Raw genomic sequence first — 22730 nt, 5'->3', positions numbered from 1 at the left:
CCGCATCCGGGTGAGGACAGAAGGCGGCTCGTTCCGCACGGCGGCACGAGGGATGTGCGCACACGTTGCCCCCGGGCATGCTCGTGATCCGAGACACCGTCGTCCCGAGAGAGAGGCCGCGATGACCGACAACGACGTGGGCGCCGTGCGGCAGCTCGAGCGGCTCGCACGATTCCATGGCGACGACACGGCGATCATCTATGAGGACATCGATCTCACCTACGCCGAACTGCGCGAGGTCGTCGCGGGCCTCGCCGCCGCTCTTCGGGCCGACGGCCTCGGTCCCGGCGATCGTGTCGCATACGCGGGGCTCATTCGCGGCGACCTGGGTCGGTGCCGCGTACGTTCCGCTCAACTTCCGTCTGGCCGGCCCCGAGCTGCAGCTGATCATGCTCGATGCCCGCCCCGATGTGCTGATCGCCGAGCCGGCGCAGGCCACGATCATCGACGAGTTCCTCCCCGAGCTCGGCATCCGCCGCCCCTTGCTCGTCGACGACGACCCGGCGATCCCCGAGAGCCCCGGGGCCCCGGCGGCAGCAGCAAACACACCTTGGCAGTCGTATGCCGCCTTCCGCACCGCGCACACCCCGACGACCCCACCGGTCGCCCGCGCCGAAGACGACCTCGCAGTGGTGCTGTACACCTCGGGTACCACCGGCCGGGCGAAGGGGGTCGAGCTCACCCACGGCAACATCTGGTGGAACTGGGTCAACGTCGACTCTGTCGTCGACACCCGCGCGGATGATGTGAGCCTGGCCATCGCTCCGCTCTTCCATATCGGCGGTCTCAACGCCGTTACTCTGCGTACTCTTGCTCGCGGCGGCATCGTCATCATCCGTCGTGCTTTCGATCCAGCGCAGGCGCTCGCCGACCTCGTGCACCACCGGGTCAATTCGATGTTCGTGGTGCCGGCGATGCTCGCGGCCATCCGCCGCGTGCCCGGCTTCGTCGAGGCCGATCTCAGCGCACTGCGCTCGACGATCGCCGCCGGGGCACCGGTGCCGCCGGCACTCATCGAGTCGTACGCGCGAAAGGGCGTCAGTCTGCAGCAGGCCTGGGGGCTGACCGAGACCGCGCCGTTCTCCACCTACCTCGAGTCGGCGATGACACTCGAGAAGCTCGGCTCCTGCGGCATCCCGATGCCGTACACCGAGGTCAAAGTCGTCGACCCCACCACCCTGACCGACGTCGAGGCGGGCTCGGGGGAGCTCTGGGTGCGCGGCCCGAACGTCTCACGTGGCTACTGGAACAATCCCGAGGCGACCGCCGCCGCATTTCGATGGGAGCGTCGACGTGACTTATCTGATCAACAACGACACCTCCATCGAATCCTTCACTCGCATCCCTCTCAGTGGCGGTGGGCATATCCCGGGACCGTACGAAGTGCTGTCGGATGCAAATGCTAGGAATGGAGAGTGGTCTACGCACCACCAACTGATCGTCTGGACAGAGAGGGTGCACCCGTGAGTCGGCTCCGCGTTCGAAGTCGATCTGTAGCTATCGTGTCTCTCGCTCTCTCCTCGGCTCTCTGCCTGGTGAGCTGCGCGCCGGGCCCGCAGCTCACATCGCCCGTCGGCGAGTGGGTTGCGATTGGCGACGATTCCGGGACCCTCGTCATTCGTGAGGACGGCACCTTCAATGTCACCAACGCGTCCTACAACCCGATTCAGGCCCGTGACGCCGACGACGATTTCAATGGCACGGGAACGTGGAGACTCGTCCGAGATGACAGCGAAGTCAAGCTCAACTTCAAACAGGCCAGGCAGGGAGACTTCGACGTCCAACCGGGCGGTTTCTTCCTCTCCTTCGCGTCGGGCACCATTCGCTTCCATGATCCCGACGAGGTCCTCGACATCGAGTTTCGACTCCAGGCGGAGCCGACGGAAGAGCACTAGCCCTACGATCTTCATCGCACGCCACGAGGCCCGTCATCCCGGGTGAGACCCGTGTTCTGGCGGTAAGTCTCACGGCAGAAGGTGGGTCTCGCAACCCGCGCCGCGCTAGCGCCCGGCACCGCGTCACATCCGCGCGTGCATCGACCGCAGGATTGCGTCGAGTGTCGCGGGTCCCTCCTGTGTGAGGCAGGCTCCCGCGACGAACCGGTCAGGCCGCAAGAACACCATCGGCGTGGGCCGGTCATCGAACCACTGCTTCATGCGGCCGGTGTGGTCGCCCAGCACCAGCACCTCGTCGGCCATCGTCTTCTCCGCCCAGGAACGCTGCGTCTCGGGCACGATCGCCACGAGAGTCGCGCCGATCCGTTCGAGCCGCGCGATGGCCGAAGCCGGCAGCACGTCGAGAGGGCTGTTGCCCCAGACGATCACCGCCCACCAGGGACCGATCACGTCGTCGAGCAGCAGGTTCTCACCACTCATGCTGTTGACTCGCGGCTGCGGGAACTGCACCCCGACCGGAGACACTTTGGTGTTGGCGGTCCGTACCGGCACGAGTCGCCGGGTCAGGGTAGCGGATGCCGTGCCGACGGCGATCGTGTTCGGGTCTGCGAGCGCACCCCGGCTGTAGCGAGGCATGGGCTTGAAGCGCATGTCGGCGAAGTAGCTCTTGACCGAGGGGAAGAGGTTGAGCACGGATGCAGCGGCGTCGCGTGCTGCGGCGACGAGAGGGTTCGTGATCTTGATCGCCCGGCCGAATGTCAGCGAGAGATCGACCATGGCCTGGGCGTGCTCCTTGCGCTCGGTCGTGAACGTGTCGAGCAGCGCGTCGTCGGCCTGGCCGCGCAGCACTGTGGCGAGCTTCCACGCCAGGTTCGTCGCATCACGGATGCCCGAGTTCCAGCCCTGGCCGAGCCAGACGGGCATGAGGTGCGCGGCGTCGCCGGCGATGAGCTGCCGCCCGGCGCGGAAGGAACCCGCGACGCGGCCATGGTGGGTGAAGACGCGGCGACGGATGATGTCGAGCGAGGTCGGGTCGGGCACGTGATCGCGCACCAGCGCGTCGACGTAAGCCGGGTCAGTCACCTGTTCCTCCGTCTCGCCCGCCTTGAGCATGAACTCCCACCGGCGTACCGCGTGCGGTAGGCCGATCGAGACGTAGGGTCGGCTCGGAGCGGCGCCGAGGAACACATTCGGAGTGCCGAGCGGGTCGTTGTTCACGTCGACCACGAGCCACCTGGTCGACGGCGACTCTCCGTCGAAGCTCACGCCGAGCCGCTTGCGGGTCGGCGACTTGCCGCCCTCGCAGCCCACGAGGTAGCGGGCCGAGACGCGGACATCGCCATCGGGGGTTCGCGCGATCGCGCTCACGCGCTCGCCGTCTTCGTCGACATCGACGACTTCGTGGTCGAAGAGCACGCGCACGTGGTCGAACCGGGCGAGGCCCTCGAACAGCGCCCGATCCACCTCCGGCTGGATGAACCCGTGCTTGCGCTCCCATCCGAACTCGTCGGTCTTCGGGTCGTTCACGAGAATCGTGGATCCGGAGCCGGTCACGAGTCGCATGATGTGGTGCGGGTTGGTGTGCGGACGCACGGATTCGACGAGCCCCGCTGTCTGGATCGTGCGGAACGACTCGTCGTCGAGGCCCACTCCGCGGGGGAAGTCGATCAGGTCTGACCGCGCTTCGAGCACGGTGGCCGAGCATCCGTACAGCCCCAGCAGGTTGGCGAGCATGAGGCCCGCTGGCCCTGCGCCGACGATCACGACATCCGAGTCGACGGATGCCGTCACTGCAGCACCGCCGTGGTCACGCCGAACCCCGCGATGTACTCCCTGATGGGCTTGTAGAACTCGTAGGTGACGTCGTACTCGCCGCAGGCGCGCAGCGCCGAGTACGCCGCCACCCAGGTGCGCACCTCGTGCGAGGAGTGTCCGGCGGCGGCATCCATCTCGTCCGCCGTGTAGGCGTCGAAGCGCTCGACGTCTCCCGATCGCACCACATCGAGGAAGGCCCGGTCCCATTCGGGGTTGAGCTCCATGATGTCGGCCTCACCCTTCGCGAAGGCCACGGCGGTGTCGATCGTGCGCTGTTGGCGGGCGGCGCGGGCTTCGGGCGTGGGGTGGCGTCCGTTGGTGAGGAACGCCCGCTGCTCGGGCGTAGCCGTGGCGATCTGCGGCACCGGCGGGTCGTGCGAGAGCCCGCCCGAGCCGAGGAACAGCACGCGCTTGTCGCTGTCGCGGAAGAACTCGCCGATGGCCTGACCGAATCGACGCACCCGCGACATCTTCGTGAACGGCCGTGCGACCGAGTTGACGAAGATCGGGATCATCGGCACCACGTCGAGCCTGCCGAAGATGATCTCGGCGGGCTGCACCGCGCCGTGATCGACCTCCATGCGTCGGGATATCGCCGCGTCGATGTCCTGACTGATCACATGCTGGGCGAGGTCTTGCGCCAGGTCGGTCGGCACCGAGATCGGGCCGTCCCACGAGCCGTAGTCGCCCGTGCCGTGGGCTTCATAGCCGATGCAGAACGGCGGCATCAGGTCGTAGAAGAACCCGTTGTAGTGATCGGGGCCGAAGTTCACCAGGATGTCGGGCTGGAAGTCGGCTGCAAAGCGACGAACGTGCTCGAATGCCGCTTCGACGGCCTGTCTGACGTCGACGGGCGGGTCGGTGTGCTCGAGAAGAGGGCTATGCGACATGCATACGAGCGCCTGTGCCATGGGATGACTCCTTCGTCGTCGTTCACGGGGACGCAGAGTGTCCCCTCCCCATCGAAGCTCGGCACGAGGTGCGGGGCACGCGGACGTTCCGTCTGGCGAGACGCGGCGTCAACGGCCGATCGTCCGTGCCGCCAGCGCGTACGTGAAGGTGGCGCGCATCAGGGGCTTGTGGTGCGCATCGTCGACCGTGACCTCGACGACGGCGACGTTGCCGCCCGCGCGCACGACACTCGCCGTCGCGACCGCGTACTCCGCCTTCGAGTTCGAGAGGAAGTGCTGGTTCGACTGCACGGCGAGCGGGAACCTGTCGCTGCCCTCGTATGCCTGCATGGCGAGGAATGTGCCCGTGATATCGGCCGCACCGAAAAGCGCTGCGGCCGAGAACATGCCGCTCGCCTGGGCGAGGGCTTCAGTCAACGGCATCCGCAGACTGATCGTCGTGCCGTCCGCCGCATGCGGGATGAGGCCGAGGGTGACGGCGATGTCGTCGAAGCCGCGGCGAGCGGCGAAGCTCTCGACGTCGGCGGTGAGCTCAGGCAGATCCGCGGGGATGGTCATGCTGCTCCTTTCGTGGAGTCGGGGACGAGCAACGCTGCCCGCCCCCGAGCCTGGGCCCGCGTTCAGCGGGCGGCCTTGCCTCGTATCGTCTCCTTCGAAAGGAGCACGGCGATGCCTGCGAGCACGATGAGAGCGATGAAGTACCACGCGATGTTGTTCGTGCCGCCGCCGTTCGGGAGGCCGAAGAGCCAGGTCGCCATCAGCGGGGCGGTGCCCGCGCCCAGGAGTGACCCCAGCTGGAAGGTGAGCGAGACCCCGGTGTAGCGGTCCTGCGTCTCGAACTTCTCAGCCAGGAACGCACCGATGGGTCCGTACATCGAGGCCTGGATGATCGGGTTGCCGACTAGGAAAGCGAGCGCGATCAGCCAGTACGACCCGGAGTTCAACAGCGCGAACATCGGGAACACGAGTGCGATCGAGATCACGGCGCCCGTGAGCATCACCGGTCGGCGTCCGAAGCGGTCGGAGAGCCAGGCGAAGAACGGGATCGCGAAGATGTGGACGAACGACGAGAACGTCAGCATGTAGAGCGCGTCCTGCCGGGGGACGACGCCCTGAGCGGCGATATAGGGAACCACCCAGATCGCCAGCAGCGCCTGCATGAAGAGCGGTCCGGCGGCGGCGAGGATGCCGAACAGCGCCGACAGCGGGTACTTCTTCAGCACTCGGAGGATCGGCACCCCGGTGTGCACCTCTCCGGCCGCTCGCGCGCGGAGGAAGTCGGGCGACTCGGTGACGCGGTAGCGCAGGTAGAGCCCGATGATGACGAGCACCGCGGAGAGGAGGAAGGGCACGCGCCATCCCCAGCTCAGGAACTGCTCATCCGGAAGGCCTGCGAACAGCCCGAGCACCAACGTCGCCAGCACGGCACCCGTGGGGCCGCCCGTGACCGCGATGGATGCCGCCAGGCCGCGACTGCCCTCCTTGACATGCTCGGCGGCCATGAGCGTCGCGCCCGCCCACTCGCCGCCGACGGCGAGGCCCTGCACGATTCTCAGCACGACGAGGATCAGCGGAGCCACGACGCCGATCGCGTCGAACGTCGGCATCAGGCCGATGCACACCGACACCGTGCCCATCATCATGAGCGTGATGAACAGCATCGACTTGCGTCCGATGCGGTCGCCGAAGTGGCCGAACAGGACGCCGCCGATCGGCCGTGAGACATAGCCGGCGAGCAGGATCACGAATGACAGTGCCGCGCCGAGAGCGGGGTCCATCGTGTCGGGGAAGAACAGCACGGGGAACACGAGCCCGGCCGCCGCGCCGTAGAGGAGGAAGTCGTAGTACTCGACCGTGGACCCGAGGAAGCTCGAGATCAGTGCGCGGCGGGATTCCTTGCGGGTCGTCTCGTACGCGGCCGCCCCGTCGCGCGACGTGAGTGCTTCTTCGGTCATGGTGTCTCCCCAGATGGCCGGAACTCGCCCGCGCAGCGTCGCGTCGGGCGCTCCCGAGCATCGGGCACAGAAAGCCTGACCGCGAAGGTCGTGTGCCGCACGGTGGAACGTCGCCGACGAGTAGGCGTCGAGATGCGCGCTGCGGAGGCCCTCTGGCGCGTTCGAATCCGAAGGTGATCTGCAAAAAAACCTAGACAGTTCAATAAACGTGCAAAGAAAAGCCGAATTTTTACACGTAGTCAGGACGTGTGAGTAAGTCTTTACAGATCGCGGTCTGATGCAGCAAGGCGTCCGCACGCGCCTCACTCGAACGCGCCGCTGAGCCTTCCCCGCATCCGCTGGCTGCTGTCGTTCATCCCGATGATCTCGACTATCTTGCCGAGCGCGGTGTACTTCGTCTCGATCGCATCCAGAGCCGCGACCGTCGACGCGTCCCAGATGTGCGATCCAGTGAGGTCGATGAGGACGCGGTCGGGATCCTCCGGGTACGAGAACAGGGTCGTCAGGTCGTTGCTCGAGGCGAAGAACAGCTCGCCGGTCACCGTGTAGGTGACGGCGTCGTCGGCAGACGAGAGAGTGCGCGAGACCGACACGAAGTGCGCCACCCTACGCACGAAAAGCACTGACGCCACGAGCACCCCGCCGACGACCCCGACCGCGAGGTTGTGAGTCAGCAGCACGAGCACGACGGTCGCCACCATCACGAACGTCTCGCTCTTCGGCATCCGCTTGAGCGTCGAGGGCTTGACGCTGTGCCAGTCGAACGCGCCGATCGCGACCATGACCATCACGGCGACGAGGGCTGCCATCGGGATTGTGCTGACGAAGTCACCGAACACGACCACCAACAGGAACAGGAAGATGCCGGCGCAGAATGTCGAGATGCGGGTGCGGGCGCCCGAGGCCTTCACGCCGATCATGGTCTGGCCGATCACCGCGCATCCGCCCATGCCGCCGAAGAAGCCGGACAGCATGTTCGCGACGCCCTGCGCCCACGACTCCCGAGTCTTGTTCGAGTGGGTATCGGTGATCTCGTCGACGAGCTTCGCGGTGAGCAGCGACTCCATGAGTCCGACCAGGGCGACGCCGAGTGCGAACGGGGCGATGATGCCGAATGTCTCCCACGTCCACGGGATGTCGGGCAGGAACAGCGAGGGCAGGCTCTGGGGCAGCTCGCCCTGATCGCCGACTGTCGGCACAGTGAGGCCCATCGTCAGCACGACGGCTGTCACGATGACGACCGAGACGAGCGGAGCGGGCACGATCTTCGTGATCTTCGGCACCACGATCATCACGACGATTCCCAGCGCGACCAGCGGATACACCAGCCACGGCACATCGATCAGCTGAGGGAACTGCGAGCTGAACACGAAGATCGCGAGCGCATTGACGAAGCCGACCATGACGCTGCGGGGGATGAAGCGCATCAGTTTCGCGACGCCCAGCACCCCGAGGATCACCTGGAAGATTCCCGCAAGAATGACCGTCGCGATGAAGTAGTCCATCCCGTACGTCGGCGCTACAGGTGCGATCACGAGGGCCACGGCGCCGGTCGCCGCGGTCACCATCGCCGGACGTCCGCCGAGGAACGCGATCGACACTGCCATGATGAACGACGAGAACAGGCCCACCTTCGGATCGACGCCCGCGATCACCGAGAACGCGATCGCTTCGGGGATCAGCGCCAGGCCGACGACGAGCCCCGCGAGAACCTCGCGTGTGAGTATCCGGGGGCTCCTCAGCGCGTCGAGGACAGACGGTTTCGCCCGATAGCGGGCACGATCATCGATCGCGGATGCTGACATGGGGATGCTCCAGAGGGTGCCCGGGAAGAGGGCAGGCGTTCCAGCGTAAAGCGGAACCCGGGCATCCGTGTCATCCCCGGCCGACTCCGGCACCCCGATCGTCGGCGAGTCCTCGCTGGCCGAGTGCTGCATGTGTCGGGCGATGGTCTCCTCCACGGCTGAGTGGGGATGGCTCCGAACAGAACGCGGGGCGGAGTGATTTCTGGAGCAGTATGTCAACTCCAACAGGTCATATCGCCGCATGTTGCCCAATTTGCTCCATCTTGACGTTTGCACATTGATCTCAGATTTGGCGCACACCTCGCTTCGGGCGGATACTCATCCCATTCGCGCCGCACGCTCCGGCTCGCAACCTCCATGCATACGACTCCTGATCTCACCCCCGCAACGACCATCGCCATCGTCGGCGCCGGCCGTCTCGGCGGCGTACTCGCGCGAGCGCTCCGAGCAGCGGGTTTCGTGGTGACGGGGCCGCTCCGGCGCGAGGATCGGGTTCCGGATGCCGACGTCACGCTGCTCTGCGTGCCGGATGCCGCGATTCCCGCCGTGGCCTTCGCCGCTCGCCCGCACAGCCGCCTCGTCGGACACGTCTCAGGGGCCACTCCGCTCACCGACGTCGACTTCAGCATGCATCCGCTGCAGACGTTCACGGGCTCCGAGACGCCGGACGTCTTCCGCGGCATCGGCATCGCCGTCGACGGCCGCACAGCCGAGGCGCGGGAGATCGCCGAGCGGCTGGCGCGGGCGCTCGGTGCGAGGCCGTTCCGCGTCGACGACGCACACAGAGCCGAGTACCACGCCGCCGCGTCGTTCGCCTCGAACTTCGTGCTCACAGTGCTCGACGCCGCGGAACGGCTTGCGCGCGATGCCGGTGTCGAGCGCACGCACCTCGCCCCGCTCGTGCGACAGACGGTCGAGAACTGGACGGCATCCGGGGCGGCGTCGGCACTCACCGGACCGATCGCGCGCGGCGACGAGGCCACGGTCGCACGGCAGCGCGCAGCATCCGGCGACCTCGTCGACCTGTTCGACGCGCTCGCCGCAGCGACGCGCACGATCGCCGCTGCCGGCGCCGACACCGGTGCCGAGGAAGAACACAGGGGGGAACACGGATGAGGATTCTCCGCACGATCGCCGACGTGCGCGCCGAGATCCGCGCGGCTCGCACCGACGGGCGTTCGGTCGCGCTCGTGCCGACCATGGGTGCATTCCACGAGGGTCACCTGTCGCTCATGCGGGCTGCTCGCGAGGAGAACGACCTCGTGGTCGTGTCGCTGTTCGTCAACCCGACGCAGTTCGGCGCGAATGAAGACCTGAGCACGTATCCGCGCGACGAGGCTCGCGATGCCGAGCTCGCGGAGGCGGAGGGCGTCGACATCCTGTTCGCGCCTGCCGCCGCCGAGATCTACCCCGACGGCTTCGCCACGAACATCCACGTCGCGGGTATCACCGAGGTGCTCGACGGCGCGAGCCGCGGCGCGCACCACTTCGACGGCGTCGCGACTGTCGTCACGAAGCTGTTCGGCATCGTCGCGCCGGACGTCGCGTACTTCGGGCAGAAGGACGCCCAGCAGGTGCTCGTGGTGCGCCGGGTCGTGCGCGACCTCGATCTCGACGTGCGCATCGTGGCCTGTCCGATCGTTCGAGAGGCCGACGGACTCGCCATGAGCTCGCGCAACGTCTACCTCGATGCGGATGCTCGCGCGCAGGCGACGGCGCTGAACCGCGCGCTCGATGCGGCGGAGGCGGTGCTCGTCTCGGGGGAGCGCGACGGCGACGGCATCCGCTCGGCTGCCCTGTCGGTGCTCGGGGAGGCGTCGATAGATGCCGAGTATCTGGAACTCCGAGATGCCGAAACTTTGCAGCCCGTCGACGCGGTGGAGCGTGATGCACTGCTGCTGGTGGCCGCCCGCGTGGGGGCCGCGAGACTGATCGACAACCGCCTGATGAGAGGGGTCGCCTGATGAGCGCCCACGCCGCACCGACCGCCCGTCTCACCCTCGGCGACATCGCGAAGAAGAAGGCGGCGGGCGACCCGATCGTCATGGTCACGGCCTACGACTTCCCGAGCGCGCAGATCGCCGACGAGGCCGGCGTCGACATGGTGCTCGTCGGAGACTCCGCGGCCATGACCGTGCTCGGCTACGACAGCACGGTGCCTGTCACCACCGACGAGATGCTCATGCTCACCAAGGCCGTTCGCCGCGGGCTCACGCGGCCGCTGCTGGTGGGCGACCTGCCGTTCGGTTCGTATGAGGCCTCCGATGAGCAGGCCATCGCCACGGCGCAGCGCTTCATCAAAGAGGCGGGGGTCGACCTCGTCAAGATCGAGCGAGGAGGCACGACCGTCGATCGTGCTCGTGCGCTGGTGAACGCCGGCGTTCCGGTGGTGGGTCATGTCGGGCTCACGCCGCAGACCGCCACCGCGCTCGGGGGCTACCGTGCACAGGGCCGCACGGCCGAGGCCGCCCTGGCCGTGATCGACGACGCTCTCGCTCTGCAGCAGGCCGGAGTCTCGCTGATCGTGGTGGAAGCCGTGCCGTCGCCGCTCATGTCGGCTCTCGCGCCCCTGCTGCAGGTTCCGACGATCGGGATCGGAGCCGGACCGGATGCCGACGGCCAGGTGCTCGTGTTCCACGACCTGCTCGGCATCTACGACGGTCCCGCGGCGAAGTTCGTCAAGCGCTACGCCGATGTGCGCGCCGTGTCGGTCGCGGGTGTGGCCGCCTATGCCGACGAGGTGCGCGGCGGGGCGTATCCGGCTGCCGAACACGGGTACGGGATGCCCGAGGGTGAGGCCGCGCGACTTCGGGAGCTGCTCGCGGCGCGGTAGGTCGCGGTGAACCGGGATTCCCGCGCTCGGGAGGAGATCTCGCTCATCGGAGGGGGGAGTCGGCGACATTCGTCCTCCCGAGCGGAAGATCTCCTCCGGAGAGGTCGATCCCCCTACTCCGCCCGACGCACCCGAAGCACCAGCGCGATCACGGCGAGAACGATCACTGCGATTCCGTACCCGACGCACACGGCGCCGAGCCCGAAGACTCCGACCAGCATCCCGGCGATGACCGTCGGCACGCCGAAGGCGAGGTAGGCGAGCAGGTAGATCACGGCGAACGTGTCGGCGCGGTCGGTCGGGGGAATGCGCGGTGCGAGCGAGGCGACGACTCCCGAGAAGGCTGTGCCGAAGCCCATGCCCGTCACGGCGGTCGCGGCAAGATAGAAGGGGAGCGAGGCGGCCGCGAGAGCCCACAGCGACAGTCCTGTTCCGGCCGCGAGAGCCGCGGTTCCGAAGATCACCGAGGTGCGCGGGCGCCGATTTCGGAAGAAGAAGGCGGTGATCGCGCCTATGCCGGCCAGCATCGCGACCGCGAGTCCCTGCCAGACGTGCGCCTCACCGCCGAGCTGGGTGCGCACGATGTTCGCGCCGAGTGAGAGGAAGAGCCCGCCCGTGGCCCAGCCGGCGATGATCGCCGGGGCTCCGCGCCAGAAGTCCGCGCGGATGCCGGCGGGCACCGACAGCCGGAAGCTCAGCGATGCCAGCGCCCCCGGCCGCAGGGGAGCCGTCTCGGGCGCCAGGAGGAAGAGCGCCGCGAGCACGATGTACACGACGGTCAGCGGGGCGAACACGTCGAGCAGCGGCTGTCCGGTCACATCGAGCGCGATGCCCGAGACGAGCGCGCCGAGAGCGAGGCCGACGCCGGGACTGAGGGCGTTCCACAGGGCGGCGACCCTCGACCGGCCACCGGGGGCAAGGTCGAGTGCGGCGGCCGAGAGGGCGGCGATGAGCACACCGCTCGCGGCTCCCTGCAGGATGCGGGCGAGCATCAGTGTGGCGACCGCATCGGCATGCCAGAACAGCACCATGCTCGCGGCAAGGACGAGAAGCCCGCCGACGGCGACCGGGCGTCGCCCGACGTGGTCGGACAGCGATCCCGCGGTGAGCAGTGCGAGCAGCAGGGCGACTGCGTAGACGGCGAAGACACCGCTGATGACGATCGCGTCGAACCCGATCTCGGCGGCGAGCACCGGGTAGAAGGGAGACGGAGCGCTTGCGCCCATCATCATGGCGATCTGCGTCACGACGGCCAGTCCGAAGCCGAAGCGGGGGCGGCGAAGCGCGGGCGCCGTGTCTGAGGTGTCGATCGGTGAGGTGATGGTCATGAAAGCTCCCGCGGTCTGAGTTCGAGAATCATCGAACTATCGGAGCGTACTCGCCATCCCTTGATTGTTCAACTATTCTCGAACTATGCCTGGCGAACTCCCGCACCCCGAGCGATCCGAGATCCAGCTCACAGACGTGCTCTTCGCGCTCAGCGACCCCGAGCGTCTGGCGATCGCGCGTCAGCTCGCCGATGGCCCGCTCGACATGGCGGAGTGCCATGCGACCGACCCGAACCTCCCCAAGTCCACCAAGTCTCACTTCATGAAAGTGCTGCGCGAGGCGGGCGTCATCCGCAACGAGCCCAACGGAAGACGACGGATGCTGACGCTGCGGCGCGCCGAGCTCGACGAGTTGTTCCCCGGGCTGTTGGAGTCCGTGCTCCGGTCGTGAATTCGGGTCGGTTGTAGGCGCCTCCCGGCGCACTGTTGCGCCCCGGCGCGCCGATATCGTTTCCCAGCCTTTATCAGGATCGGGCCATTGCCTCTCCAGTGAGCGGGGCGAGAAAAGTGATCCTCAAATCATGCACATTGGCATTCTTGCATATCGGAATGCCTTATCGCTGTTCGCGCCAATAACCGCAATCGTCGAATTGTATATTGGATTTGCCGCATCACTCCTCATATCGTGTTGAGCGCCGCACGTTGCGGTGAATGCAGAACAAAGGAGTAGCAATGAACGGCATGCGTGAGATGACCACCGTCGATCGGTTCGGCGATCTGCTCGGGGCCATCAGTGTTCTCGAGAACTCGGAACCCGGCCGACAGGCGCTGGAGTCGCTGGCGAGCTACGAATCGGCCGGATGAACTGATGATGGCGACGGGAGATCAGCGTCTGTCGTCGCCATCACCGTCCCCTGACTCCACCCTGTTGAGCCGCGATCACAGAGAGTGAGCTGTATGTCTGCCTACGTAGACGCCCGTGAGGATGTCATCGCGAGATTCGGCATCGCGTCTCAGGCGCATGCCGCCGTGGAATACACGCGACTGATCGATCTGCTCGCGCGCGGTTACCTGGACTCGGATGATCGGCGGAAGGAAGTAGACGAGCAACTGCAGATAATTCATCGCCTCATCGAGGGGTCGATATCTGCCCGAATTGTCGATCATGTCGCTTATGATCCCGTCAACGGGCACATTCGATTCACTCACACCGCCCGAGCGAATCTCGTATCGAAAGCAGTTCAGTCGCCATTGCGCCTCAGTCGCGAGGCGTTGAGTGACCTTCCCAGCGGATCGCACTTCCTATACGTGTTCAGCACGGAGGACGCGGTGATGGTCGAGCCCACGCCGATGACGCCCTCCGATCTGTTCTTCGCAGGTGTGCACAGCGTTCGCGAGCGGATCCGGCATCCCCAACTCCTCGGGCCGGACACTCCGGTGCTCGGTGCCGGTGAACTGTGCGTATTTCATGCCGCGGGGACGCCGTATGCCGCGTTGGTCAACAATCGTTCGGGTCATTTTCGCCCGCCACCTGACTCGCTGGAGCGGGTGAGGCGCGCTGTATGTCGCGACTTGGCGCTGTCTCCGAACGCCGTCGTGGAGGTGCGGGTTGGCGCGTATGGGCGACAGTAGGAGTCACTGGAGAGCTGGTGCATATGCGCTCGAGCATGAGATCGTCGTCTCCGGCTCGGCGCACACCAGCGCCTTGCATGACCTGCAGTGGCTGCCCAAGCAGACGGACGAGTCCATCTCCTTCTACTTCGACGAACCGAACGGTCGCCTTGCCAAGCGGGGGATCCTCGTCAGCCTCTACGGGCTCACCAGCTCGCCTGCTTTTGGTCTCCGGCTGCGGCTGAAAGAAGCGCTCGGCTGGAATGAGGGATGGCGGCATGGAGTCTCCATCACCATGCCGGTGGCGAGCCGCGAGGCGACAGTGGTCGGCGACTTGCGGCACTTCGCGGGAACGTACGTGGCTGATTCCCTGGCGCGCCACGTAGCCGACCTCGGTGCGGTGTCTTTCCGAGTATCTCTCGCCCAGACTCGGCGGCGGTGGCTGCTGCGGGATGCGAGGTCGTCGGAGTTCGTCACGCTCTCACAGGACTCGGTGATGTTCGAGACGTCAGAGGCTTCAGTCGCGAACGACTTCGTAGAGGTCTCCACCTACGAATGGCCGATCCGCAGCAGCTACCTCTCTGAGCGGGTGCGCGACACCCTCCAGGCGATCGACGGCAGGGCTGTCAAATCAAAGATTCAATGGTTTCAAGGGAGAACGAGCTCGTGAGTGAGACGGCGACGTCTACCCGTGCCTTCAGGCCGGCGTACTTCTGGATTGCGCAGGTGTGCAGCTGGGCTGGCACAAGCCTGCAAGCCGCGATCGTGCCGTTGTGGCTTTTCGCCCTGACCGGGTCTACACAGTTGGCTCTCGGCGGCTTCGTCGTCGACGCTCTGAGCCGTGCGGTCTTCGGACCCCTTCTCGGTGGCGTCGTCGCCCGACTGTCCGCGCGCACAGCGCTGATCGTGGCCGATGCGGCTGGAGCGTGCGTCGCGCTGCTCATGGCGAGCGTCGTGACAGGTCCGGATCGAGCCCCGGTCGTCTACGTGACTGTGCCTGTGCTGTCGTTGGTGCTCCTGATGAATCAGATCGCCTTCCAATCCCTGGTGCCCCAGCTCGTCTCCGCACACCGTTTGAGTACTGTGAACGGCCGGTACCAGGCTGCGCTGTCGCTGCTGAGCGTCGTGACTCCGGCGGCTGGCGCCCTGGCGGCGGGCGCGATCGACTGGAGGTGGCTGGTCGCGGCGAACGGCCTGTCGTTCCTGTTGTCGCTCGTGCTCACCATGATCGCTCTGCCGAGGAGTCTGTCGGCAATCGTTGCGGGGCCTGCCGGAGGCGGACACCCCCTGATCCACCTGGTCACGAATGCGCGACGAGCTCTCAGCGGGACGGCGGGACGCTTCATCATGGTCGAGGCCGCGCTCTTCGCCGCATTCGGCGGGTCACAGTCTCTGCTGTTCGGATTCGCACTGGAACGGGGCCAGAAAGAGGGAAGCGTCACCCTCGCGGCTCTGCTCCTGGCTTCCGGGGTCGGGATGATCCTCGGGGGACTGGTCCTCCAAAAAATGGGTGATGCTCCTCGTCTCAACCTCATGCTGGTCGGGGTGCTCTCGGGTCTCGGCCCCGCGCTCGTCGTGGTCGGTGGGATCGCCGGTGCGCTGTGGGTCGGAGTTCTCGGTGCGGGACTCATTGGGGCCAGCGGCAACCTCCTGATCGGCGGGATCACCGTCGTCGTGCAGAAATCGACGACAGAGTCCGATCGTCCGATGGCCCTCGGTTTTCGCAAGGGCATAAGCAGCCTGAGTCAACTGCTGAGTTACTTCTGGACGCTCAGCCTGGCGTCGGTTCTCGGGTTCACGATCGTCTACCCGCTCGCCGGCGTCCTTGCGTGCGTCGCGGTGTTCGTGGGTGTCGCTCTCATCTCGCGGAGGGCGATCGATGCCGGTTGAGATCACCGAGCGCGTGAGCGAGAACGGAGCGCGCTTGCTCAGCGCCCCGATGCGAGGCACGCCGAGTTTCGCGATCTTCCTTTCCTTGCGCGTGGGATCCAGGGACGACCCGGAAGAGTCGAGTGGCCTCGCTCATCTCCTGGAGCACCTTGCGTTCAAGGGAACCGCGACGCGTCCGACAGCTGCAGACGTGGCGCGAGATCTGGACAGAGTGGGCGCTGACTTCAACGCATTCACGGGACGCGAGTGGATGTCCTTCTACGTGCGGTGCGCATCGGAAGACGCAGCCGTGGCGATCGAGGTCCTCTTCGACATGGTGGTGAGCAGCACGTTCAGCGTTGAAAGCGTCGAGCGTGAGAAGTCCGTCGTAAGCGAAGAGCTGCGTGTGAATTCGGCCGATCTCCGCGGACGTGTCGACGATCTGATGCATTCCGTGATGTTCGCGGGCTCGGGTCTCGCACGACCGGTCGGGGGGACGGTCGCCGACGTGCGCCGAATCGAACGCCCCGCGGTCGTGCAGTTCGTCGAGAAGACGTTCCGCGCAGACAATGTCGTCGTCGGCTTGGCGGGAACCTTCACTTGCCACGACGAGGACAGGGCCTTCTCGCTCCTGGCAGGCATCCCCAGCGCTCCTCGGACACCTGCACGCGTCGTCGCCCGTGATCGCCATCGGTCGCACGGTGAAGTCGAGATCGTCGGCGAACATGTCGACAGTGAACTGGTGCACATGGCCTACTCGATGGCTGGGTGGGAAGCGTCGAACGAGAATCGGTACGCTGTCGGACTGTTGCATACAATCCTCGGTGGTGGCCTCGGATCTCGTCTGTTTCGCAGCCTGCGGGAACAGCGGGCGTGGTCGTACTACGTGGGAGCCGACCACGCGACCTACCGCGATTCGGGGACGCTGAATGTCCGCGTCGCCGTTCAACCGGGGCGAGTGCTCGAGACCATCGAGGTGATCACGAAGGAGCTCGCGGATGCAGTGCGCGAGATCCATGACGACGAACTGGAGCGTGCGGCGCGCTACGCGCGGGGGCGGTTGCTGCTGGGCGTGAGCGATCCGCGCGGGATGCTCCTGTTCCTGCTTCGCCGTGCCTGCACAGATGGCGCCTGGGAAGATCCATGGAGCGTCGGCGAATCCCTGATGAAGGTCACCCGCACAGGTGTGATCGACGCACTGGAGCAGGCTCTCTGTCGACCGCCCACCGTCTTCCTGGTCGGGAGCGAGCTGCCCCGGGAGGTTGTATCGGCGTCCGACGCGCGAGGAGCGCAGGTCAGCGGAAGTACGAGGCTCCGTTGAGGTCGAGCACCGTGCCGGAGGCCCACACGGCGGACGGCGACGTGAGATAGGCGACGGCGTCCGCCACTTCGTCGGGAGTGCCCACGCGACCGAACGGACTCTGACCGCGGATGCTGTCGCCCTGGTCTCCGTCGAGCTTCGACGCCTGGCGCTCGGTCGCCACCATGCCCGGCGCCACCGACGTCACCGCGATGCCGTGCGGGGCCAACGCCAGCGCCATCGACTGCCCGAACGCCTGCAATCCCGCCTTCGTCGCGGCGTACGCGGGGTGGTCAATCTCGCCTCGGAATGCCCCGCGCGAGCCGACGTTGACGATCGCGCCGCGCGCGCCGCGGCCGATCATGTGCTGCGCCACGAGCATCGTCACGTTCGACGCGCCGATGAGGTTGACCGAGACCATCGCCGACCAAGCGGCCTGCCAGTCGGCGTACGGCGTCGCATCGGCGCGATGCTCATTCGCCGCACTCGGTGCGACCGCCGCGTTGTTCACCAGGATGTCGAGCGAGCCCAGGGCCGCGACGGCCTCGTCGACCACGCGCTGCGCCTCAACGGGATCGCCGAGGTCTCCGCCGACGATCGCGTGGCCGGTTCCCGAGAGTGACGCCAGCGTGTCCTGCGCAGCCGCACGATCCCGGCCATAGTGCACGGCGACACGGTCTCCGCGACGAGCGAGCGCCTGAGCGATGGCGCGGCCGATTCCGCGCGAGGCTCCGGTGACGAGTGCGGTCGCCATGTCAGGAGGCGACCTGCCCGCGGCCGGCAGTCGGCAGCGGCTCGACCTCGGCCCACACCGCATCCAGCGACAGATGCAGCACGGCGGCGATCGCGGCGACCGTCGAGAACGACGGGGTGGCCACGCGGCCCGACTCGATCTTGCGCAGCGTCTCGGGTGAGATCCCCGCGTCGAGTGCCACGCTGAGCATCGACCGGGAGCCACGCGCTCGACGCAGCAGGGCGCCGAGACGTGCGCCGCGTTCGACGTCAGCAGGGGTGAGGGGCAGCCGGACCATCATGCTCCCATACTAATACCGGGATAGTATTACCGGTCATGATCGAAATCCTCTCCACGCAACAACTCCACAGAGCACGCGAGACCGGTGCGCTGGTCGGCTCGATACTCCAGAACCTCAAGCGGCGGGCCGCGGTGGGGGTTAATCTGCTCGACCTCGACCGCTGGGCCAAAGAGCTCATCGAGGATGCCGGCGCGGAGTCCTGCTACGTCGACTATGCGCCGTCGTTCGGACGCGGTCCGTTCGGCCACTACGTGTGCACGGCCGTCAACGACGCGGTGCTGCACGGGATGCCGCACGACTACGTCCTCGCCGACGGAGACCTCCTCACTCTCGACCTCGCGGTGACGCTGCGCGGGGTCGCGGCAGACGCGGCGATCAGCTTCGTGGTCGGGGAGACGGCCGCAGCCGACGACCTCGCACTGATCGACGCCACGGAGAGGGCGCTGGCGGCGGGCATCGCAGCCGCGCGCCCGGGTGCTCGGATCGGAGACGTCTCGCATGCGATCGGATCCGTCCTGACGGCAGCGGGCTACCCGATCAATCTCGAGTTCGGCGGCCACGGCATCGGCTCCACGATGCATCAGGATCCGCACGTCGCGAACGATGGGCGCCGCGGGCGCGGCTACACGCTGCGGCCCGGACTCCTCCTGGCGCTCGAGCCGTGGGCCATGATCGACACCGACGAGCTCGTGACCGACGCCGACGGATGGACGCTCCGCAGCGCCACCGGATGCCGCACCGCCCACACGGAGCACACGATCGCGATCACCGACGACGGAGCCGAGGTGCTCACGACCGCACCGTGACACGCGACGGCGAGGTGATGCGGCACCGTGCGGTGATGCGGCGCCGTGCGGCACTGCCGCACAGATGGTCTGCTCAGCGTCCGCGCGACCGACGCCGCAGACGGCGGGCGGTGCGGCCGGCGAGGTCCTTCAGGCGTCCGCCGGGCCAGACCCGGCGCAGCTCGACCGATCCGCCGCGGGTGGCGACAGGAGTGCAGGTGCGCCCCGCGAGCAGGGGCGAGCGACCCGCCCCGGCGAGGGTCGCCGCATCCGACTTCAGGGGAGCATCGAACGTCCACCCGGCCCGGCGCACCTTGACGACGAGTCGCGCGCCGCGAGTCTGATCGTCGGGTCCGAACACCTTCAGCGGATCGACCGCGATCGTCACCGTGTTCCGGTCATGCAGCGAGGTCGCCGCGATCCGTCGCTCGTCACCCGTCGCCGCGTCGCGAAGGAACACGTCGAGCTGATCGTTGCCGAGCTCGCGACCGGCGAGCAGCAGATCGGACGACAGCTCGGCGGTCGAGAAGGGGAGAGAGCGCAGTCGTCCTGAGCCGGGCTCGAACACGAGTGCATCGGCACCGTTCCGTGCGATGTCCACGCGGATGGTCAGATACAGGCCGCCGCCGCGGGACCAGTGCGCCTCTGTCACCGCGGCGCGACACGACATCTCGGCCTCGAAGCGAGCGAGCTCCACGAGATCGTCGCGGCGGTTCGCGCGCAGCAGGGCGGCACGGATCCGCTGCGGAAACGCGAGACCGCCGTCGACCCCGGGCCCGAACCGGCGCTGCACGAGAGGCGTGACCACATCGAGGAGGCGGGTCCGGTACTCGGCGGGATACGCGACCATCCTCTTGCCCGACAGTCGCTTGAGGATCTTGCCGCGGAACCAGTGGCGCAGCAGCCTGTCGCGGATCCGTCCGGGCTCCGTGTACTCCTCGACGAGGTCGAGCACGGCCTCCAGGTGCGGGAAGTACGATTCGGGGTCGATGCGCGACGAGCTCGCGCTGCCGGGCTGCTTGACCCACGCGTAGCAGGGTTCGCTCGCGAAGATCGAGATCGTGCGGGCCTCGAAGTACGCCCGCATCACGAACAGGTGATCCTCGAGACGTACCTTGCCCTCGGGGAAGCGGATGCCGCGGTCGCGCAGGAACTCGGTGCGGAACATCTTGTGCGGCGTGAGCATCTCGAGCAGCGGATCCTCGCCGAGACGCGCATGCGGCACATCTCGGCGGAAGATGCGGCTCGGCAGGCGGCGTCCGATGCCGACCTCCTTGCCCACCACGACATCCGATCCGTGCTCGTCGGCGAAGTCGCACAGACGCTCGAGAGCCGTGTCGAAGAGCCAGTCGTCCTGGTCGACGAACTGCACGTAGGTGCCGCGAGCCTGATCGATGCCGTGATTGCGGGGCGTGCCCGGCCATCCCGAATGCGGCAGGGCCAGCACCCGCACGTTCGGGCGGTCGGCAGCGATCGCCGCAAGGGCCGCGCCGGTCTCCTCGCCGGAGCCGTCGTCGCACAGCAGCACCTCGAACAGGGACCGGTCCAGGCTCTGGCGGTCCAGCGAGGCGATGAGCTCGTCGATGGCCTCCCCGGGCTGGAAGACGGGCACGACCACACTCACACGCAGATTCGACATCCTCCGCAGTCAAACATCGCGACCTGTGGAGCGCACGGGGGTTGCTTTCAGCCGCGCGTGCGTGCAGGCGTCCGAATTCCCACCCCATGTTCAGCCTTAACGATATATCGTTGACTATCGCTCACCACTCCAGGGAGGTCACCATGAACAACGCATTCCCCTCGAACCCCTTCGGCGGATCCGGCTTCGGTGCGGGCTCCGGAGGCGCCGCATCCGCGATCTTCGACGCCATGGACCAGCTCCGCAAGAGCTTCGAGAAGTCTTTCGAGCCCCGCCCGAGCGGCGGCTCGCGCATGGCGAAGGGCGACGTCCGCACGGCCGTGCTCTCGCTGCTCGCCGAGAGGCCCATGCACGGCTATCAGATCATCAACGAGATCGCCGAGCGCAGCGGTGGATCGTGGAAGCCCAGCGCGGGATCGGTCTATCCGACGCTGCAGCTGCTCGCAGACGAGGGGCTCATCGAGGCCGAGGAGCAGAACGGTCGCAAGACCTATTCGCTCACCGAGGCCGGCCGCGAGGTCGCGGTCGAGAGCACCGAGACCCCCGCACCGTGGGAGTCGCAGTCGAAGAGCGAGGGCCTGCACGACAACCCCCGGTACAGCGCTCTTCCCAAGGCGGGCGTCGACCTCGCGGCTGCGGCAGCGCAGGTCGGACGCAGCGGCAGCACCGAGCAGGTGCAGCAGGCGGTGGAGATCCTCGACGAGGCCCGCCGTAGGCTGTACACGATCCTCGCTCAGGACTGATCGCACACGACCCAGGGAACACACATGACGGATGCTGCGGCGCAGGGCGCCCACCGCGCCCGGTACCGCCGCATCCTGTCGTTCGCGGCGCGCGAGTTCATCAAGGTCTGGTGGTTCGAGCTCGTGCTGCCGCGCTTCGGCATGAGCGCGCTCGCCGAGCGCACCCGGGCCACGCGGATGCAGCGCTTCGCGAAGCGTTTCCATGTGCTCGCGGTCGACCTCGGCGGACTCATGATCAAGGTCGGGCAGTTCATGTCATCGCGCCTCGATGTGCTGCCGCCCGAGATCACGAAGGAGCTCGAAGGGCTGCAGGACGAGGTCCCCGCCGTGCCCTTCGCCGACATCCGCGCGGCCGCGGAGGCCGAGCTCGGCCGTCCGCTCGCGGAGGTCTACGCCTGGTTCGACGAGACGCCCGTGGCGGCCGCCTCCCTCGGTCAGGCGCATCGTGCTCGCCTCTCGGCTCAGGACGCGGTCGACACCGGCCTCGGCAACGTGGTCGTCAAGGTGCAGCGCCCCGGCATCGACGAGATCGTCGCGGTCGACCTCGCCGCGCTGCGTCGCGTCGCTCGCTGGGCGATGCGCGTGCGGATGGTCTCCGACCGGGTCGATGCCCCGGGTCTCGTCGAGGAGTTCGCGCACACCAGCCTCGAGGAGATCGACTATCTGCACGAGGCGGCCAGCGCGGAGCGGTTCCGTGAGAACTTCGCCGGAGATGCCCGTGTCGATGCCCCTGAGATCGTGTGGGAGCGCTCGACCCGGCGCGTGCTCACTCTCTCCGATGTGACGGCCATCAAGATCAACGACACCGAGGCGCTGCGCGCCGCGGGCATCGACCCCTCGGAGGTCGCCGACGTCTTCGCCGAGGTCATGTTCGACCAGGTGTTCACGCACAGTTTCGTGCACGCGGATCCGCACCCCGGCAACATCTTCGTGACGCCGGATGTGGCATCCGCCACCGGCCGCGATTTCCGCCTCACGTTCATCGACTTCGGGATGATGGCCGAGGTGCCCGACAACCTGCGCGACGGCCTGCGCACGCTGCTGATCGCCGTCACCGGGCGCGACAGCCGTGGGCTCGTGACCGCCGCTCAGGAGATCGGGGTGCTGCTGCCGTCGGCCGACACCGCCGAGCTCGAGCGGGCCCTGCGGACGCTGTTCGCCCGGTTCGGCGGCATGGGCTTCGCCGAACTCAGCAAGGTCGACCCGCGCGAGTTCACCGACTTCGCCGATGAGTTCGGCGACATGGTGCGCTCTCTTCCGCTGCAGC

23 protein-coding genes and 1 pseudogene are annotated in these 22730 nt (G+C 67.1%); 15 read left to right on the top strand and 9 right to left on the bottom strand.

The genetic code is table 11. The features are described from left to right. Positions 1 to 52: 52 nt before the first annotated feature. The 3 genes and pseudogenes from RWO82_RS15570 to RWO82_RS10315 all read left to right on the top strand — a co-directional run. Positions 53 to 241: pseudogene (locus RWO82_RS15570) on the top strand (hypothetical protein); the annotation flags it as partial. A 52-nt stretch (positions 242 to 293) separates the two neighbouring features. Beyond that, positions 294 to 1406 carry an AMP-binding protein gene (locus tag RWO82_RS10320; protein WP_314426501.1) on the top strand — a complete coding sequence of 371 codons (1113 nt, stop codon included), beginning with the start codon at positions 294 to 296 and terminating at the stop codon, positions 1404 to 1406. A 96-nt stretch (positions 1407 to 1502) separates the two neighbouring features. Continuing rightward, positions 1503 to 1895, top strand: coding sequence for a hypothetical protein (locus RWO82_RS10315; protein ID WP_314426499.1), 393 nt, complete (start codon positions 1503 to 1505; stop codon positions 1893 to 1895). A 123-nt stretch (positions 1896 to 2018) separates the two neighbouring features. Here the strand turns inward: RWO82_RS10315 and RWO82_RS10310 are convergent, their stop codons facing one another. The 5 genes from RWO82_RS10310 to RWO82_RS10290 all read right to left on the bottom strand — a co-directional run bounded on the left by RWO82_RS10310 (position 2019) and on the right by RWO82_RS10290 (position 8381). Then, positions 2019 to 3686, bottom strand: coding sequence for a bifunctional 3-(3-hydroxy-phenyl)propionate/3-hydroxycinnamic acid hydroxylase (locus RWO82_RS10310; protein ID WP_314426496.1), 1668 nt, complete (start codon positions 3684 to 3686; stop codon positions 2019 to 2021). Further along, positions 3683 to 4621 (bottom strand): 3-carboxyethylcatechol 2,3-dioxygenase, encoded by a 939-nt coding sequence (locus RWO82_RS10305; protein WP_314426493.1) that lies wholly within the window; start codon positions 4619 to 4621, stop codon positions 3683 to 3685. Before RWO82_RS10305 ends, RWO82_RS10310 begins: the two co-directional genes overlap by 4 nt. A gap of 108 nt (positions 4622 to 4729) precedes the next feature. Beyond that, positions 4730 to 5179, bottom strand: a complete 450-nt coding sequence (locus RWO82_RS10300; protein WP_314426489.1) for a PaaI family thioesterase — start codon at positions 5177 to 5179, stop codon at positions 4730 to 4732. A gap of 62 nt (positions 5180 to 5241) precedes the next feature. Next, positions 5242 to 6576: an MFS transporter gene (locus RWO82_RS10295; protein ID WP_314426487.1), complete on the bottom strand. Its 1335-nt coding sequence runs from the start codon at positions 6574 to 6576 to the stop codon at positions 5242 to 5244. 302 nt (positions 6577 to 6878) lie between these two features. Continuing rightward, complete coding sequence (locus RWO82_RS10290) at positions 6879 to 8381, bottom strand: SulP family inorganic anion transporter (protein ID WP_314426485.1); 1503 nt, start codon at positions 8379 to 8381, stop codon at positions 6879 to 6881. A gap of 357 nt (positions 8382 to 8738) precedes the next feature. On the opposite strand from RWO82_RS10290, the gene RWO82_RS10285 reads away from it, so the two are divergent. The 3 genes from RWO82_RS10285 to panB are packed head-to-tail and all read left to right on the top strand — an operon-like array spanning position 8739 to position 11214. Continuing rightward, on the top strand, positions 8739 to 9497 hold the full coding sequence (locus RWO82_RS10285; RefSeq protein WP_314426482.1) for a DUF2520 domain-containing protein: 759 nt from the start codon (positions 8739 to 8741) through the stop codon (positions 9495 to 9497). Continuing rightward, the gene (panC, locus tag RWO82_RS10280; RefSeq protein WP_314426480.1) at positions 9494 to 10345 is read left to right on the top strand and encodes a pantoate--beta-alanine ligase; all 852 of its coding nucleotides are present in this window, start codon (positions 9494 to 9496) and stop codon (positions 10343 to 10345) included. Before RWO82_RS10285 ends, panC begins: the two co-directional genes overlap by 4 nt. Then, complete coding sequence (gene panB / locus RWO82_RS10275; RefSeq protein ID WP_314426477.1) at positions 10345 to 11214, top strand: 3-methyl-2-oxobutanoate hydroxymethyltransferase; 870 nt, start codon at positions 10345 to 10347, stop codon at positions 11212 to 11214. The genes panC and panB overlap by 1 nt, the downstream gene beginning before the upstream one ends. Positions 11215 to 11327: 113 nt before the next feature. Here panB and RWO82_RS10270 read toward each other — a convergent pair whose 3' ends face one another. After that, positions 11328 to 12542 carry an MFS transporter gene (locus RWO82_RS10270; protein WP_314426475.1) on the bottom strand — a complete coding sequence of 405 codons (1215 nt, stop codon included), beginning with the start codon at positions 12540 to 12542 and terminating at the stop codon, positions 11328 to 11330. 85 nt (positions 12543 to 12627) lie between these two features. Between RWO82_RS10270 and RWO82_RS10265 the strand changes: the two genes are divergently transcribed. The 6 genes from RWO82_RS10265 (at position 12628) to RWO82_RS10240 (ending at position 17283) form a co-directional block, all read left to right on the top strand. Beyond that, the gene (locus tag RWO82_RS10265) at positions 12628 to 12933 is read left to right on the top strand and encodes a helix-turn-helix transcriptional regulator (RefSeq protein WP_053098447.1); all 306 of its coding nucleotides are present in this window, start codon (positions 12628 to 12630) and stop codon (positions 12931 to 12933) included. A 281-nt stretch (positions 12934 to 13214) separates the two neighbouring features. After that, a complete protein-coding gene (locus RWO82_RS10260; RefSeq protein ID WP_314426469.1) occupies positions 13215 to 13346 on the top strand; it encodes a hypothetical protein in 132 nt (43 codons plus the stop codon). A 93-nt stretch (positions 13347 to 13439) separates the two neighbouring features. Beyond that, the gene (locus tag RWO82_RS10255; RefSeq protein WP_314426467.1) at positions 13440 to 14114 is read left to right on the top strand and encodes a hypothetical protein; all 675 of its coding nucleotides are present in this window, start codon (positions 13440 to 13442) and stop codon (positions 14112 to 14114) included. Further along, positions 14101 to 14763: a hypothetical protein gene (locus tag RWO82_RS10250; protein WP_314426465.1), complete on the top strand. Its 663-nt coding sequence runs from the start codon at positions 14101 to 14103 to the stop codon at positions 14761 to 14763. The genes RWO82_RS10255 and RWO82_RS10250 overlap by 14 nt, the downstream gene beginning before the upstream one ends. Continuing rightward, positions 14736 to 15983 (top strand): MFS transporter, encoded by a 1248-nt coding sequence (locus RWO82_RS10245; protein ID WP_399540750.1) that lies wholly within the window; start codon positions 14736 to 14738, stop codon positions 15981 to 15983. The genes RWO82_RS10250 and RWO82_RS10245 overlap by 28 nt, the downstream gene beginning before the upstream one ends. Next, complete coding sequence (locus RWO82_RS10240; RefSeq protein WP_314426460.1) at positions 15973 to 17283, top strand: pitrilysin family protein; 1311 nt, start codon at positions 15973 to 15975, stop codon at positions 17281 to 17283. Before RWO82_RS10245 ends, RWO82_RS10240 begins: the two co-directional genes overlap by 11 nt. On the opposite strand, the gene RWO82_RS10235 is transcribed toward RWO82_RS10240, so the two are convergent. Both RWO82_RS10235 and RWO82_RS10230 read right to left on the bottom strand, forming a co-directional pair. Beyond that, a complete protein-coding gene (locus RWO82_RS10235) occupies positions 17258 to 18016 on the bottom strand; it encodes an SDR family oxidoreductase (RefSeq protein ID WP_314426457.1) in 759 nt (252 codons plus the stop codon). The two genes, RWO82_RS10240 and RWO82_RS10235, sit on opposite strands and share 26 nt — an antisense overlap. 1 nt (position 18017) lies before the next feature. Then, positions 18018 to 18293, bottom strand: a complete 276-nt coding sequence (locus RWO82_RS10230) for a helix-turn-helix transcriptional regulator (RefSeq protein WP_314426504.1) — start codon at positions 18291 to 18293, stop codon at positions 18018 to 18020. Between the two features lie 38 nt (positions 18294 to 18331). Here RWO82_RS10230 and map point away from each other — a divergent pair, with 38 nt between their 5' ends. Then, a complete protein-coding gene (gene map, locus RWO82_RS10225) occupies positions 18332 to 19102 on the top strand; it encodes a type I methionyl aminopeptidase (protein WP_314426454.1) in 771 nt (256 codons plus the stop codon). Positions 19103 to 19175: 73 nt separating this feature from the next. On the opposite strand, the gene RWO82_RS10220 is transcribed toward map, so the two are convergent. Continuing rightward, positions 19176 to 20720 carry a glycosyltransferase family 2 protein gene (locus tag RWO82_RS10220; RefSeq protein ID WP_314426451.1) on the bottom strand — a complete coding sequence of 515 codons (1545 nt, stop codon included), beginning with the start codon at positions 20718 to 20720 and terminating at the stop codon, positions 19176 to 19178. 143 nt (positions 20721 to 20863) lie between these two features. Here RWO82_RS10220 and RWO82_RS10215 point away from each other — a divergent pair, with 143 nt between their 5' ends. Continuing rightward, positions 20864 to 21463 (top strand): PadR family transcriptional regulator, encoded by a 600-nt coding sequence (locus RWO82_RS10215; RefSeq protein WP_314426448.1) that lies wholly within the window; start codon positions 20864 to 20866, stop codon positions 21461 to 21463. A 24-nt stretch (positions 21464 to 21487) separates the two neighbouring features. Next, the coding region (locus RWO82_RS10210) for an AarF/UbiB family protein (RefSeq protein WP_314426445.1) at positions 21488 to 22730 on the top strand (1243 nt) is incomplete at its 3' end.

The sequence above is a fragment of the uncultured Microbacterium sp. genome (assembly GCF_963521645.1).
Lineage (GTDB): Bacteria > Actinomycetota > Actinomycetes > Actinomycetales > Microbacteriaceae > Microbacterium.
Note: the sequence above shows the minus strand (reverse complement) of the source record. Positions and strands in the feature narration are given on the sequence as shown.